Source organism: Rhizobium sp. WSM4643 (genome assembly GCF_025152745.1).
GTDB classification, from domain to species: Bacteria; Pseudomonadota; Alphaproteobacteria; order Rhizobiales; family Rhizobiaceae; genus Rhizobium; species Rhizobium leguminosarum_I.
This window is the reverse complement of sequence record NZ_CP104040.1, coordinates 4,183,106-4,197,433: the sequence shown is the minus strand read 5'-3', so window position 1 is coordinate 4,197,433 and position 14,328 is coordinate 4,183,106. Positions and strand designations below refer to the sequence as shown.

Annotated in this window: 13 protein-coding genes and 1 pseudogene; 12 read left to right on the top strand and 2 right to left on the bottom strand. The window is 62.1% G+C overall.

The genetic code is table 11. From position 1 onward, the window contains the following. Positions 1-8: 8 nt before the first annotated feature. From mdh to N1937_RS20645, 12 genes and pseudogenes are all read left to right on the top strand, one after another. Positions 9-971 (top strand): malate dehydrogenase, encoded by a 963-nt coding sequence (gene mdh / locus N1937_RS20700; protein ID WP_003543522.1) that lies wholly within the window; start codon positions 9-11, stop codon positions 969-971. Positions 972-1,005: 34 nt separating this feature from the next. Further along, positions 1,006-2,199 carry an ADP-forming succinate--CoA ligase subunit beta gene (gene sucC / locus N1937_RS20695; RefSeq protein ID WP_222279724.1) on the top strand — a complete coding sequence of 398 codons (1,194 nt, stop codon included), beginning with the start codon at positions 1,006-1,008 and terminating at the stop codon, positions 2,197-2,199. Positions 2,200-2,201: 2 nt separating this feature from the next. Beyond that, positions 2,202-2,543 carry a DUF1579 domain-containing protein gene (locus N1937_RS20690; RefSeq protein WP_222292921.1) on the top strand — a complete coding sequence of 114 codons (342 nt, stop codon included), beginning with the start codon at positions 2,202-2,204 and terminating at the stop codon, positions 2,541-2,543. 13 nt (positions 2,544-2,556) lie between these two features. Beyond that, the gene (gene sucD, locus N1937_RS20685) at positions 2,557-3,459 is read left to right on the top strand and encodes a succinate--CoA ligase subunit alpha (protein WP_222292922.1); all 903 of its coding nucleotides are present in this window, start codon (positions 2,557-2,559) and stop codon (positions 3,457-3,459) included. Positions 3,460-3,628: 169 nt separating this feature from the next. Further along, on the top strand, positions 3,629-6,613 hold the full coding sequence (locus N1937_RS20680; RefSeq protein WP_026154364.1) for a 2-oxoglutarate dehydrogenase E1 component: 2,985 nt from the start codon (positions 3,629-3,631) through the stop codon (positions 6,611-6,613). A gap of 15 nt (positions 6,614-6,628) precedes the next feature. After that, positions 6,629-6,937 carry a YciI family protein gene (locus N1937_RS20675; protein WP_017966258.1) on the top strand — a complete coding sequence of 103 codons (309 nt, stop codon included), beginning with the start codon at positions 6,629-6,631 and terminating at the stop codon, positions 6,935-6,937. A 39-nt stretch (positions 6,938-6,976) separates the two neighbouring features. Next, entirely contained in the window at positions 6,977-8,239 is a 1,263-nt protein-coding gene (gene odhB / locus N1937_RS20670; RefSeq protein WP_222384454.1) for a 2-oxoglutarate dehydrogenase complex dihydrolipoyllysine-residue succinyltransferase, read from the top strand. Positions 8,240-8,436: 197 nt separating this feature from the next. Further along, positions 8,437-8,619 (top strand): annotated as a pseudogene (locus tag N1937_RS20665) (DUF4241 domain-containing protein); the annotation flags it as partial. Further along, the gene (locus tag N1937_RS20660; protein WP_222279718.1) at positions 8,616-9,146 is read left to right on the top strand and encodes a hypothetical protein; all 531 of its coding nucleotides are present in this window, start codon (positions 8,616-8,618) and stop codon (positions 9,144-9,146) included. The pseudogene N1937_RS20665 and the gene N1937_RS20660, both read left to right, overlap by 4 nt. Then, positions 9,143-9,895 (top strand): SDR family oxidoreductase, encoded by a 753-nt coding sequence (locus N1937_RS20655; RefSeq protein WP_017966262.1) that lies wholly within the window; start codon positions 9,143-9,145, stop codon positions 9,893-9,895. The genes N1937_RS20660 and N1937_RS20655 overlap by 4 nt, the downstream gene beginning before the upstream one ends. Before the next feature lie 93 nt (positions 9,896-9,988). Further along, positions 9,989-11,395: a dihydrolipoyl dehydrogenase gene (lpdA, locus tag N1937_RS20650; RefSeq protein ID WP_017966263.1), complete on the top strand. Its 1,407-nt coding sequence runs from the start codon at positions 9,989-9,991 to the stop codon at positions 11,393-11,395. Positions 11,396-11,497: 102 nt separating this feature from the next. Then, entirely contained in the window at positions 11,498-11,998 is a 501-nt protein-coding gene (locus N1937_RS20645; protein WP_260056876.1) for a cytochrome b, read from the top strand. 12 nt (positions 11,999-12,010) lie between these two features. Here N1937_RS20645 and N1937_RS20640 read toward each other — a convergent pair whose 3' ends face one another. Beyond that, positions 12,011-13,087, bottom strand: coding sequence for a TraB/GumN family protein (locus tag N1937_RS20640; protein ID WP_026154365.1), 1,077 nt, complete (start codon positions 13,085-13,087; stop codon positions 12,011-12,013). Positions 13,088-13,254: 167 nt separating this feature from the next. Continuing rightward, positions 13,255-14,190: a tyrosine recombinase XerC gene (locus tag N1937_RS20635; protein ID WP_260056875.1), complete on the bottom strand. Its 936-nt coding sequence runs from the start codon at positions 14,188-14,190 to the stop codon at positions 13,255-13,257. Positions 14,191-14,328 lie beyond the last annotated feature (138 nt).

Genomic DNA, 14,328 nt, shown 5'->3' with positions numbered 1-14,328 from the left:
ACAGCGAAATGGCGCGTAACAAGATCGCACTCATTGGTTCTGGCATGATTGGTGGCACGCTGGCACACCTCGCCGGCCTGAAGGAACTGGGCGACATCGTCCTCTTCGACATCGCAGACGGCATTCCGCAGGGCAAGGGTCTCGATATCTCCCAGTCGTCGCCGGTCGAAGGCTTCGACGTCAATCTGACGGGTGCCAGCGACTATTCCGCGATCGAGGGCGCCGATGTGTGCATCGTCACGGCAGGTGTGGCCCGCAAGCCCGGCATGAGCCGCGACGATCTTCTCGGCATCAACCTCAAGGTCATGGAGCAGGTCGGCGCCGGCATCAAGAAATATGCCCCGAACGCTTTCGTGATCTGCATCACCAATCCGCTCGACGCCATGGTCTGGGCGCTGCAGAAGTTTTCCGGCCTTCCCGCCAACAAGGTCGTCGGCATGGCCGGCGTTCTCGACTCCTCGCGCTTCCGCCTCTTCCTCGCCAAGGAATTCAACGTATCCGTCCAGGACGTCACGGCTTTCGTTCTCGGCGGCCACGGCGACACGATGGTGCCGCTCGCCCGCTACTCGACGGTTGGCGGCATTCCGCTCACCGACCTCGTCACCATGGGCTGGGTCACCAAGGAACGTCTCGAAGAGATCATCCAGCGCACCCGTGACGGCGGCGCCGAAATCGTCGGCCTGCTGAAGACCGGCTCGGCCTATTATGCGCCGGCCGCCTCGGCGATCGAGATGGCCGAATCCTACCTCAAGGACAAGAAGCGCGTGCTGCCGTGCGCTGCCCACCTCTCCGGTCAGTACGGCGTCAAGGACATGTATGTCGGCGTTCCCACCGTCATCGGCGCCGGCGGCGTCGAGCGCATCATCGAGATCGATCTCAACAAGACCGAGAAGGAAGCCTTCGACAAGTCCGTCGGCGCCGTCGCCGGTCTCTGCGAAGCCTGCATCAACATCGCGCCTGCCCTGAAGTGATTGGCGCTGAAGTAATCGAAATAGGGATACACCCATGAACATTCATGAATATCAGGCCAAGGCTCTGCTGAAGGGCTATGGCGCCCCGGTTGCCGAGGGTGTGGCTATTCTCAAGGTTGAAGAAGCCGAAGCTGCCGCCAAGTCGCTTCCCGGTCCGCTTTACGTGGTCAAGAGCCAGATCCATGCCGGCGGCCGCGGCAAGGGCAAGTTCAAGGAGCTGTCGCCGGAAGCCAAGGGCGGCGTGCGTCTCGCCAAGTCGATCGACGAAGTTGTCGCCCATGCCAAGGAAATGCTCGGCAACACGCTGGTGACTGCCCAGACAGGCGAAGCCGGCAAGCAGGTCAACCGCCTTTACATCGAAGACGGCGCCGACATCGCCCGCGAACTCTATTGCTCGATCCTTGTCGACCGCTCGGTCGGCCGCGTTGCCTTCGTCGTATCGACCGAAGGCGGCATGGACATCGAAGCTGTCGCCCACGATACGCCCGAAAAGATCCAGACGATCGCCATCGATCCGGAAGCCGGCGTGACGGCTGCTGACGTTGCTGCAATCTCCAAGGCTCTCCAGCTCGACGGCGCTGCCGCCGAAGACGCCAAGGCGCTTTTCCCGGCGCTCTACAAGGCCTTTGGCGAGAAGGACATGGCTCTGCTGGAGGTCAATCCGCTGATCGTCATGAAGGATGGCCATCTGCGCGTCCTCGATGCCAAGATGTCTTTCGACGGCAATGCGCTCTTCCGTCACGACGACGTCAAGGCGCTGCGCGACGAGACCGAAGAAGACGCCAAGGAAATCGAGGCCTCGAAGTGGGACCTCGCCTATGTCGCGCTCGACGGCAATATCGGCTGCATGGTCAACGGCGCGGGCCTTGCCATGGCAACGATGGACATCATCAAGCTCTACGGCAAGGAGCCGGCTAACTTCTGCGACGTCGGCGGCGGTGCCGGCAAGGAGAAGGTTGCTGCTGCTTTCAAAATCATTACCGCAGACCCCAAGGTCGAAGGCATTCTCGTCAACATCTTCGGCGGCATCATGAAGTGCGATGTCATTGCCGAGGGCGTGATTGCCGCGGTCAAGGAAGTCGGCCTCAAGGTTCCACTCGTCGTGCGCCTTGAAGGCACCAATGTCGAACTCGGCAAGAAGATCCTGAACGAGTCGGGTCTGGCGATCACGGCGGCTGACGACTTGGACGATGCAGCCAAGAAGATCGTCGCGGCGATCAACGGCTGATCATGACCTTCCAGTCCACGCCCTCCGCTGCTCATTTCCGCCTCAACGCCTTCGCCGGCGTGTGGGAAGGGGACGAGCGTGTCGCGGCGTCGGCGTGGACGAGTGAAGGCAAGGCCAGTGCTGACTTTTCTGGTGAGGCGTTGTTCGGCGGGTTCTTTCTCGAGCAGCGCTATCGCCAGACGCGCGATGGTAAGCGCGGCAGCCAGCGCACCGTATTCACATTTGAAAATGAAGACTGCTACCGGATGGGCGTCAGCTTTTCGCCTGCAGGCAGCGATACTTGGCAGGAGGTCGTCAGCGGCGTCTATCGTCGCGCGTCCTCCACGTCTTCCAACCTCTCCTAAACAAAGGCCTCGCATGTCCATTCTCGTCAACAAAGACACCAAGGTTCTCGTTCAGGGCCTAACCGGCAAGACCGGCACGTTCCACACCGAACAGGCGCTCGCTTATTACGGCACCCAGATGGTCGGCGGTATCCACCCGAAGAAGGGCGGCGAAACCTGGACCGGCGCAAAGGGCGAAAGCCTGCCGATCTTCGCAACCGTTGCCGAGGGCAAGGAAAAGACCGGCGCCAACGCGACTGTCATCTATGTTCCGCCGGCAGGAGCCGCCGATGCGATCATCGAGGCGATCGACGCCGAGATCCCGTTCATCACCTGCATCACCGAAGGTATTCCGGTCATGGACATGGTGCGGGTCAAGGCTCGCCTCGACCGCTCCAAGTCGCGCCTGCTCGGCCCCAACTGCCCGGGCATCCTGACGCCGGAAGAATGCAAGATCGGCATCATGCCGGGCTCGATCTTCCGCAAGGGTTCGGTCGGTATCGTTTCCCGCTCGGGCACGCTGACCTATGAAGCCGTGTTCCAGACCTCCAATGAAGGTCTCGGCCAGACGACGGCCGTCGGCATCGGCGGCGACCCGGTCAAGGGCACCGAGTTCATCGACGTCCTGGAAATGTTCCTGGCCGACGAAGCCACCCAGTCGATCATCATGATCGGCGAAATCGGCGGTGCGGCTGAAGAAGAGGCAGCCCAGTTCCTCAAGGACGAAGCCAAGAAGGGCCGCAAGAAGCCGATGGCTGGCTTCATTGCCGGGCGTACGGCCCCGAAGGGCCGCACCATGGGCCATGCCGGCGCCGTGGTTTCCGGCGGCAAGGGCGATGCGGAATCGAAGATCGCGGCGATGGAATCGGCAGGCATCAAGGTGTCGCCATCCCCGGCCCGCCTCGGCAAGACGCTGGTTGAAGTCCTCAAGGGCTAAGCCACCTATAGACCGGGCGGAGGAACGGCATCTGCGCTCCCGCCCGGCCTCGACGACACGACACCAGCAGATGCGCCGCGGACAGGCGGCAATCGGAATGCGGCAGCCGGCCATCAAGCCGGCAAATTCATCAAAGTCAGGAGGCGGACGGAAGCGTCCGCATATCACCATGGCACGGCAAGAAGCCAACGAGCAGTTTCAGATCACCTCGTTTCTGGATGGCGCCAATGCTGCCTATATCGAGCAGCTTTATGCGCGATATGAAGAGGACCCGGCATCGGTCGACGATCAGTGGCGGTCCTTCTTCAAGGCGCTGGAGGAGGATCCCAGCGATGTGAAGAGGGCGGCCAAGGGCGCTTCCTGGCGCAAGAAGAACTGGCCGATTCCGGCCGGCGGCGATCTGGTATCGGCTCTCGATGGCGACTGGGGCATCGTCGAGAAGGTGATCGAGACCAAGGTCAAGGCCAAGGCCGAAGCTCAGGGCAAGCCTGCCGATAGCACCGAGGTGCTGCAGGCGACGCGCGATTCCGTGCGCGCGATCATGATGATCCGCGCTTACCGCATGCGTGGCCACCTGCATGCCAAGCTCGACCCGCTCGGCATCGCCGCTCCCGTTGACGACTATCACGAACTTTCGCCGGAGAATTACGGATTCACGGCCGCCGATTACGATCGCAAGATCTTCATCGACAACGTGCTCGGCTTGGAATACGCGACCATCCGCGAGATGATCGAAATCCTCGAGCGCACCTATTGCTCGACCCTCGGCGTCGAATTCATGCATATCTCCAACCCGGAAGAAAAGGCCTGGATCCAGGAGCGCATCGAAGGACCGGACAAGGGTGTTGCCTTCACGCCGGAAGGCAAAAAGGCGATCCTTGCCAAGCTCGTCGAAGCCGAAGGCTACGAACAGTTCCTCGACGTCAAGTTCAAGGGCACGAAGCGTTTCGGTCTCGACGGCGGCGAATCGCTGATCCCGGCGCTGGAACAGATCCTCAAGCGTGGCGGCCATCTCGGCCTCAAGGAAGCCGTGTTCGGCATGGCCCATCGCGGCCGCCTGAACGTGCTCTCCCAGGTCATGGGCAAGCCGCACCGGGCGATCTTCCACGAGTTCAAGGGCGGCTCGGCCGCTCCCGACGAAGTCGAGGGCTCGGGCGACGTCAAGTACCATCTCGGCGCCTCCTCCGACCGCGAATTCGACGGCAACAAGATCCACGTTTCGCTGACGGCGAACCCGTCGCATCTCGAAATCGTCGATCCCGTCGTCATGGGCAAGGCCCGCGCCAAGCAGGATATGAACGCAACCGTCTGGGACGGCGACATCATCCCGCTTTCCGAACGCGCCAAGGTGCTGCCGCTGCTGATCCATGGCGACGCGGCCTTTGCCGGCCAGGGTGTCATTGCCGAAATCCTCGGCCTTTCCGGTCTGCGCGGTCACCGCGTCGCCGGCACCATGCATGTGATCATCAATAACCAGATCGGCTTCACCACCAACCCGGCCTTCTCGCGCTCGTCGCCTTATCCGTCCGACGTCGCCAAGATGATCGAGGCGCCGATCCTGCACGTCAACGGCGACGATCCGGAAGCGGTGGTCTATGGGGCCAAGATCGCCACCGAATTCCGCATGAAGTTCCACAAGCCCGTTGTGCTCGACCTTTTCTGCTACCGCCGCTACGGCCACAATGAAGGCGACGAACCGTCCTTCACGCAGCCGAAGATGTACAAGGTGATCCGCGCCCATAAGACCGTGCTGCAGCTCTATGCGGCCCGCCTCGTCGCCGAGGGTCTGCTCACGGACGGCGAAGTCGAGAAGATGAAGGCCGATTGGCGCCTCCATCTCGAACAGGAATTCGAGGCCGGCCAGCAGTACAAGCCGAACAAGGCCGACTGGCTTGATGGTGAGTGGTCGGGCCTGCGCACGGCCGACAATGCCGACGAGCAGCGCCGCGGCAAGACCGCCGTGCCGATGAAGACGCTGAAGGAGATCGGCCGCAAGCTCTCGGAGATCCCGGCGGGCTTCAATGCGCACCGGACGATCCAGCGCTTCATGGAAAACCGCGCCAACATGATCGCCACCGGCGAGGGTATCGACTGGGCGATGGCTGAAGCGCTGTCCTTCGGTGCGCTCTGCGTCGAAGGCAGCAAGATCCGCCTCTCGGGTCAGGATTGTGAGCGCGGCACCTTCTCGCAGCGCCACTCCGTTCTCTACGATCAGGAAACCGAAGAGCGCTACATCCCGCTCGCCAATCTTTCGCCGACGCAGGGGCGCTACGAAGTCATCAATTCGATGCTTTCGGAAGAGGCCGTGCTCGGTTTTGAATACGGCTACTCGCTCGCGCGTCCGAATGCGCTGACGCTCTGGGAAGCCCAGTTCGGCGATTTCGCCAACGGTGCGCAGGTAGTCTTCGACCAGTTCATCTCGTCGGGCGAACGCAAGTGGCTGCGCATGTCGGGCCTCGTCTGCCTGCTGCCGCACGGCTATGAAGGCCAGGGTCCTGAACACTCCTCGGCCCGCCTCGAGCGTTTCCTGCAGCTTTGCGCCGAAGACAACATGCAGGTCGCCAACGTCACGACGCCGGCGAACTACTTCCACATCCTGCGCCGGCAGCTGAAGCGCGACTTCCGCAAGCCGCTGATCCTGATGACGCCGAAGTCGCTGCTGCGCCACAAGCGGGCGGTCTCGACGCTTGCCGAAATGGCCGGCGAATCTGCCTTCCATCGCCTGCTCTGGGACGATGCCGAAGTGATCAAGGACGGCCCGATCAAGCTGCAGAAGGACAACAAGATCCGCCGCGTCGTCATGTGCTCCGGCAAGGTCTATTACGATCTTCTCGAAGAGCGTGAAAAGCGCGGCATCGACGACGTCTATCTCTTACGCGTCGAGCAGCTCTATCCGTTCCCGGCAAAGGCGCTGATCAACGAGCTGTCGCGCTTCCGCAATGCCGAGATGGTCTGGTGCCAGGAAGAGCCGAAGAACATGGGCGCATGGTCGTTCATCGACCCCTTCCTCGAATGGGTGCTCGCCCATATCGACGCGAAGTACCAGCGCGTCCGCTATACCGGCCGTCCGGCCGCCGCCTCGCCGGCGACGGGCCTGATGTCCAAGCATCTGTCGCAGCTCGCGGCATTCCTCGAGGATGCATTGGGCGGTTAAAACAAGGGGGGCGCAATGGCTTATTTCTTTCTGAGATTACAGCCGCCGCGCCCCACTTTCCCGCATGACGGGACCGGGGAGGAAATGGCGGCGATGAAACGCCATGCCGAATACTGGCATCGGAACGCCCTTGCGGGATCGGCAATCGTCGTCGGCCCGGTCTTCGAGGGTGAAGGCGCCTGGGGCATGGCGATCGTCGAAGTCGAGGATCAAGCAGCGGCACAGCTTCTTGCCGACGGCGATCCTATCATCGCTTCCGGTTTCGGTTTCCGCTTCGATATCCTGCCGATGCCCTCGATCATCTCGCGGCCGCCCGCCGTCTGAAACGCATAAACGAAAACACACGAAATCAGGATCTGAACAATGGCCACAGAAATCCGCGTTCCAACTCTCGGTGAATCCGTCAGCGAGGCAACCGTCGGCACCTGGTTCAAGAAGGTCGGCGACGCCATCAAGGCCGACGAGCCGATTCTCGAGCTTGAAACCGACAAGGTGACCATCGAAGTTCCGGCACCGGCCTCCGGCACGCTTTCGGAAATCGTCGTTGCTGCCGGCGAGACCGTCGGCCTCGGCGCGCTGCTCGGCCAGATCGCCGAAGGTGCTGCCGCTGCGGCCGCGCCGGCTGCTGCCGCACCGGCCGCCGCGCCTGCGCAGCCAGCCCCGGCGGCGGCTGCCCAGCCAGCGCCAGTTGCTGCTGCTGCGTCGTCGTCGAGCGCCTCCGTCTCCACCATGCCGCCGGCTCCGGCGGCTTCGAAGATGCTTGCCGAAAACAATCTTTCCGCCGATCAGATCGACGGTAGCGGCAAGCGCGGCCAGGTGCTGAAGGGCGACGTCATCGCCGCCGTCGCCAAGGGCATTTCCGCTCCGGCGGCCGCACCCGCAGCAACGCCTGCCGCCGCGCGCGGCCCGTCGACGGTCGAGGATGCCTCGCGCGAAGAGCGCGTGAAGATGACGCGCCTGCGCCAGACGATCGCCAAGCGCCTCAAGGACGCGCAGAACACCGCCGCCATGCTGACCACCTACAACGAGGTGGACATGAAGGCAGTCATGGATCTGCGTAACAAGTACAAGGACATTTTCGAGAAGAAGCATGGCGTCAAGCTCGGCTTCATGGGCTTCTTCACCAAGGCGGTGACGCATGCGCTGAAGGAATTGCCGGCCGTCAACGCCGAAATCGACGGCACCGACGTCATCTACAAGAACTACTGCCATGTCGGCATGGCCGTCGGCACGGATAAAGGCCTCGTCGTTCCTGTCATCCGCGACGCCGACCAGATGTCGATCGCAGAAATCGAAAAGGAGCTCGGCCGCCTTGCTAAGGCAGCCCGCGACGGCTCGCTCTCCATGGCCGACATGCAGGGCGGCACCTTCACCATCACCAATGGCGGCGTCTACGGTTCGCTGATGTCTTCGCCGATCCTCAACGCGCCGCAGTCCGGCATTCTCGGCATGCATAAGATCCAGGAGCGGCCGGTTGCGATTGGCGGTCAGGTGGTCATTCGCCCGATGATGTATCTGGCGCTGTCCTACGATCACCGCATCGTCGACGGCAAGGAAGCGGTCACCTTCCTCGTGCGCGTCAAGGAAAGCCTGGAAGATCCGGAACGTCTGGTTCTCGATCTCTAGAGTATTTCCGTTTTTCTTCGAATCACGGAAATACTCTAACTATTTGTTTTCACGCAATTCCGAACGCAAAACCGCTGCACACTTTTGCTGGAATTGCTCAAGGGGAGCGCTTTCGATGCGGAACCGGATCATGCGAGCGGCGCGCCTTCTTCTTTGCGCTGCCGCCGCGCATGTCCCAGTCTCCGCCTCGGCTGCCTTATGCGCTGCACCGGCCTGTTGCCCGCAAAAAGGGCAATGTCGCAGTGTTCTGGAGCGGCTGGGGCGACGGTCTCTATCCGGTTTTCTGGGGGCTCGACAGGGACGGCCGCGCGCTGGTGCTGCTGACGGATTTCAGCTTCCTCGAGAATGCCGACGGGCGGAAGGAGCCGAAGCTGCAATGAGCGGAAGGATCGTGATCACGACGAGACGGAAAGGCGTGGCTGCAATCGCAGCCGTTGCGTTTTTCGCCGTTCCGGCGTCCACGTTCGGTGCGGCATGCAAGCAGGAACGGGCGGTCTACGTCGATCGTGACGGCGCCTATGAATTGCGCTTTGCGCCGCTGAATTCTCCATCGGCCGCCGCCAGCAACCAGTTCAAGGTCAGCGCGCTCAAGACATCCGTCGTGATGGACGGTTATGTCATGCCCTCGGAAGATCCGGTGCGCGCCATCGGCATTCTGATGTTCAACTGCCCCGAAGGGGATGCGACCGGCGCCGATCTCGATGCCTGCACGGTTTGGCAGGGCGCCGTCTATGGCATGGATGCCGATGGCGAGATGGACAATCTGCAGCCTGAAGGCGCTGCGGCGGCCGAAAAGCTCGTGCTCCCCGGCCTTGGTCCCGCCATCCGCGAATCCAGCGCCTGGGGCGAGGGCAAGGCCGTGGTGGCACCCTGGGACGTGCTGACATTTAAGGAGTGTGCGACATGAGCGATGCACCTGTGGTTCTCATTACCGGCGGAAGCCGGGGTATCGGCGCCGCGGCTTCGCGGCTCGCCGCGCGCCAGGGCTGGCGTGTTGCGGTGAACTACGCCGCCAACCGTCAAGCCGCGGATGCCGTCGTGGCTGCGATTGTCGAGGATGGCGGTGAGGCCGTGGCGATCCAGGGCGATGTCGGCAAGGCTGCGGATATCGTCTCGATGTTTGCTGCGGTCGACCGGCATTTTGGCCGGCTCGACGGGCTCGTCAACAATGCCGGCGTCGTCGATTTTCCGCAGCGCGTCGACGAGATGTCGGTAGAGCGGATCGAGCGCATGCTGCGCGTCAATGTGACCGGGTCGATCCTCTGCGCCGCAGAGGCCATACGTCGCATGTCGAGCCGGCATGGCGGGAAGGGCGGCGCGATCGTCAACATCTCGTCGATGGCGGCGGTCCTCGGTTCGGCGACGCAATATGTCGATTATGCCGCCTCGAAGGCGGCGATCGATACGTTCACCGTCGGGCTGGCGCGCGAGGTCGCAGCCGAGGGTATCCGCGTGAATGCGATAAGGCCCGGCGTCATCGAAACCGACCTTCATGCCTCCGGCGGCCTGCCGGATCGGCCGCGCGAGCTGGCGCCGTCGATCCCGATGCAGCGCGCGGGCACGCCCGAGGAGGTGGCCGATGCGATCCTCTATCTTCTGTCGCCTTCGGCCTCCTATATCACCGGCGCGATCCTCAATGTGAGCGGCGGCCGCTAGAACGACTGGGAAAACAGCCTGCAATATATTCTCGAGTTCCTCGGCCTGATGTCGCACGCGGCCGATTAAACGAAATCCAAAGGGAAAGAAGCAATGTCCTACGATGTGATCATTATCGGAACCGGCCCGGGTGGCTATGTCTGTGCCGTCAAGGCGGCCCAGCTTGGCCTCAAGGTCGCCGTCGTTGAAAAGCGGGCGACCTATGGTGGCACCTGCCTGAACGTCGGCTGCATTCCGTCGAAGGCGCTGCTGCATGCCTCCGAAATGTTCCATCAGGCCGGCCACGGGATGAGCGCACTCGGTATCGACGTCCCGGCGCCGACGCTCAATCTCGGCAATATGATGGCCCACAAGGATGCGACGGTGAAGTCGAATGTCGACGGCGTCGCTTTCCTCTTCAAGAAGAACAAGATCGACTCCTTCCAGGGTACCGGCAAGATCGTCTCGGCCGGCAAGGTCTCCGTCACCGCCGATGACGGCAAGGTGCAGGAGATCGAAGGCAAGAACATCGTCATCGCCACCGGCTCCGACGTCGCCGGCATTCCCGGCGTGCAGGTCGAGATCGACGAAAAGACCATCATCTCGTCCACCGGCGGCATCGCACTGGAGAAGGTGCCGGAAACGCTGATCGTCGTCGGCGGCGGCGTCATCGGCCTCGAGCTCGGTTCCGTCTGGTCGCGCCTCGGCGCCAAAGTCACCGTCGTCGAATATCTCGACACCATCCTTGGCGGCATGGACGGCGAAGTCTCCAAGCAATTCCAGCGCATGCTGGCCAAGCAGGGCATCGAATTCAATCTCAGTTCCAAGGTTACCGGCGTCGAAAAGGGCGACAAGGGCGCCAAGGTCACTTTCGAGCCCGTCAAGGGCGGCGACAAGGTGACGCTCGACGCCGAGGTCGTGCTGATCGCCACCGGCCGCAACCCCTATACGGCCGGTCTTGGCCTCGAAGAAGCCGGTGTGACGCTCGACAACCGCGGCCGTGTCGAGATCGACGGTCACTTCAAGACCAATGTCGCAGGCATCTATGCGATCGGCGATGTGGTCAAGGGTCCGATGCTGGCGCACAAGGCGGAAGACGAGGGCGTGGCGCTTGCCGAAATCCTCGCCGGACAGCATGGCCATGTGAACTACGAGGTCATTCCGAGCGTCGTCTACACCCAGCCGGAAATCGCTTCCGTCGGCAAGACCGAGGAAGAGCTGAAGGCGGCAGGCGTCGCCTACAAGGTCGGTAAGTTCCCTTTCACGGCGAACGGCCGGGCGCGCGCGATGCTGGCAACGGACGGCTTCGTCAAGATCCTTGCTGACAAGGAAACCGACCGGGTGCTCGGCGGCCATGTCGTCGGCTTCGGCGCCGGCGAGATGATCCACGAGATCGCCGTGCTGATGGAGTTCGGCGGTTCGTCGGAAGATCTGGGCCGTACCTGCCACGCGCATCCGACAATGTCGGAAGCGGTAAAAGAGGCTGCGCTCGCAACCTTCTTCAAGCCGATCCATATGTAATCTTACATATTCGTAACAAAGCATATGGCCGCTTGCCGGAAGGCAGGCGGCTGTTTTAGTTGTTGCGTATCGTTGAGTTCAGCATCCCTTGAAGGTCCAGAAATGCAGCAGCCGCCCATCATGAGTTACAGCCTGAGCCAGCGTTTTCTTCACTGGGCCATAGCGCTGCTGATCTTCTTCAACCTGCTGTTTCCCGATGGCATGAATATCTGGCATCGCCTCATGCGCAGGGGCCAGGTGCCGACGCCCGAGCAGATTTCATCGGCAAATATCCATGCCTATGTCGGCATCGCCATTCTGGTGCTTGCTGCGCTCAGGCTCGGGTTGCGTTTTACGAAGGGCGTTCCGGATGAGATCGCGCAGGAGCCGGCGATCTTCCGTCTTGCAGCAAGGCTTGCCCATGCCGGCCTTTACATCCTGATCTTCGCGATGCCGCTTTCCGGCGTCGCCGCCTACTATTTCGGTATCGATGCCGCCGGTTCGTTCCACGCGGATGTGCTGAAAATCATTCTCTGGGCGCTGATCGCGGCGCATGTCGCCGGCGCCCTCGTCCATCAGTTCTATTGGAAAAGCAATGTTCTGCGCCGCATGACGCTCGGCTGAGCGCCGACGGGCTCAGTTTACCGCGGTCACGGTGAAGCCCTGCTGGCGCAGCAGCTCGATAACGCCTTCCTTGCCGGGCAGGTGCAGGGCGCCGACGGCCATGAAGACGTTGCCGCCGTCGAGAATGGGCGCGGCGCGCTCGGCCATCACCTTGTTGCGGTCGAGGATGACGCGCTGTTCGAAGGCGGCATAATCGCTGTTTTCGCCTTCCTCCTCCGGTGTCACGGTTTTCAGCATCGGCATGGTCATGCCGATATCGCCGGAGAGGTAGAGGTCGGTCATCGTCTCGACGACATCGCTCATCTTGTCGCCGAGTTCCAGCGTCTCGATCAGCGATTTTAGATGGAATTCGACCGGCAGATCGGCCATAGCCTGGATCTGTTCGGCAAGCGTCTCCAGCCCCTTGACCTGCTTGCCCTGAGCAACGGCGTCGGTGGCGATCTTCTGGTCGAGGAACTGCCCGCCTTTCGCCTTACGGGCGATTTCGCAGGCCGGAAGCGCGACGGCGCTGGAAATCATCCAGGGCCGCATCCGGGAAACGGCGCTGATCGGGATGCCGCGCTGTTTGAGGCCGGTCTCGAGGCGCTTGTAGTCCTCGGGGGAGAGCAGCTTATCGATCGTCGTGCCGTCGATGAACATCGTCAGCTCTGGCTTTGCGAGCAGGGCGGCGGTCGCCTTCCGCTCATCGAGGATCTCGTCGGATTCGATGATGATGGTGTCGGCGGCGTCATGGGCTGCCTGGGCGCGCGGCGGCAGGGCAAGCACGCGCGGATCGGTGACATGCATGCTGCCGAGCAGCCACGAGGGTGCAAGTCCCGGCTTCTCGATTTTCCAGAAGATGCCCTTGCCGTTCGGCGTGGCGTCGGCTTCCTTCAGCGCCTCGGCATAGCGGGCAGGGTCGCTCTGCTGCAGTTCGACCATCAGGTTGCGGCCGGTGCAGGCGACATCTTCGGCCGCCGCCGGCCTTGCCGTCAGGAAGGCGGCAAACAGGGCGGCAAGAAGCAGCATGTGAAAGGCCGCGATCAGCCAGAGCAACAGATTGGCCGGCACTGCGAGGTAAGACGTCCGGCGGCCGATTGATGTCGTCATGATGGGTGTTCCGATCACATGCTCCGTAGGCTTCATGCTCTACGCTCGGCTTGCGCATATTCCTTTAAGAGAAGGCCTTAACGAAAGCTTAAAGCGCCTCACATTCAATTGGATCGATGCCATGCGCTTTAACACTTTCAATTTGCGCGTCGTACTTCTCCGATGCGCTAGGCGCGCGGATGCGCCCGATCATACACCTCGAGCAGCCGCGATGCATCGACGCCGGTATAGACCTGTGTTGTGGCAAGACTGGCATGGCCGAGTAATTCCTGGATGGTGCGCAGATCACCACCGCCGGCCAGCAGGTGGGTGGCAAAGGAGTGGCGCAATGCATGCGGTGTCGCCGTTTCCGGCAGGCCGAAGGCGCTGCGCATCTTCTGCATGGTCCGCTGGATGATTGCCGCTTGCAGCTTGCCGCCGCGGGCGCCGCGAAACAGCGGCTCGCCGCTTTCGAGATGATATGGGCAGAGCGTGCGGTATTTCTCGACGGCGTCGAAAACCACGGAGAGCAGCGGCACCAGCCGCGTCTTGTTGCCCTTGCCGGTGATGCGCAGAGTCGTCGCGCCCTTCTGCAGGTCGGCGGGCGTAAGATCCAGCGCCTCGGAGATGCGCAGGCCGCAGCCGTAGAGCAGCGTCATGACCGCCGCATCGCGGGCCGCAATCCAGGGTTCGTCATGGAGCTGGGCGTCGTCGCTGACGACGTTGATCGCCTGGGTGTCCGACAGCGGCTTGGGCAGCGATTTCGGTTGTTTCGGCGAGCGCACCGCGGCAGCACCGGCGGCGTTGACCAGGCCTCTCTTTTCGAGATGGCGCAGCAGTGAGCGAAGACCGGCGAGATTGCGGCCAAGCGATCGGGCGCCGGAGCCCTGCTTGCGCCGGGCCGCCAGGAAGGCGCGGAAATCGGCGGGGCGTAACTCCCTGATATCGCCGAGCGTCGCCGGGCCGGCGAGATGGCCGGTCAGAAAGGTCAGAAACTGGCGGGTATCGCGCTCGTAGGCGTCGAGAGTATGCTCGGAAAGACGGCGCTCCCTGGCGAGGTTTTCGAGCCACGCGGCCCGTTCCGCCATCAGGCGCTGATCGGCGATAACAAGCAGTTCGTTCACGTTGCGGGCCTTGATTTTGCCTTCAAGTCCGCCAATTTGGAGCAGGAACAGTTATGGAATTGCTAATGCCGGCCAAGCCTTTGTCATCCTTCGATCATATTGTACTGCGATAGCTTATACCCCATAAACAGGATCTTT